Origin of the sequence: Acinetobacter sp. 809848, assembly GCF_000581275.1 — a bacterium.
GTDB classification, from domain to species: domain Bacteria; phylum Pseudomonadota; class Gammaproteobacteria; order Pseudomonadales; family Moraxellaceae; genus Acinetobacter; species Acinetobacter pittii.
This window is the reverse complement of record NZ_JEXG01000189.1, coordinates 1-527: the sequence shown is the minus strand read 5'-3', so window position 1 is coordinate 527 and position 527 is coordinate 1. Positions and strand designations below refer to the sequence as shown.

The window sequence follows — 527 nt, the reverse complement described above, 5'->3', positions numbered from 1 at the left end:
GTTTCCTGCCATGTCTTTCCTTCATCTTTCGATATCCAGTAAGTAATTTGGCTATTGACTTCTTGTCCACTAATTTTTAAATCAAAAGTTTTATCTTGTGTAATTTGATCAGTTGCCGAAACACCTGTATCACTTAAATCAGATAAAGTCAGTTCACCTACTTGTGGTGCTGTTGTATCGACAACAACTTTTTGTATAGCGGTTTCTGATGTATTGCCTGCAACGTCGGTTACTACAGCTTTATATTGATAAACACCATCGACCAAATCTTTTTGAGCTACTGTTGTTTCCTGCCAACTCTTTCCATCATCTTTCGATATCCAGTAAGTAATTTGGCTATTTACTTCTTGTCCGCTAATCTTTAAATCAAAAGCTTTATCTTGCGTAATTTGATCAGTTGCTGAAATGCCCGTATCAGTCAAAGCAGCTAAAGTCAGTTCACCTGCTTGCGGCGCTGTTGTATCCACAACGACTTTTTGCACACTGGTTTCAGATATGTTGCCTGCAACGTCGGTTACTACAGCTTT

General features: G+C 38.5%; 1 protein-coding gene. It reads right to left on the bottom strand.

Annotated elements, in window-relative coordinates; all coding sequences use genetic code 11:
- Window positions 1-527, bottom strand: a 527-nt coding sequence (locus tag J536_RS24720) for an Ig-like domain-containing protein (protein ID WP_032064369.1), incomplete at both ends; no start/stop codon positions are given.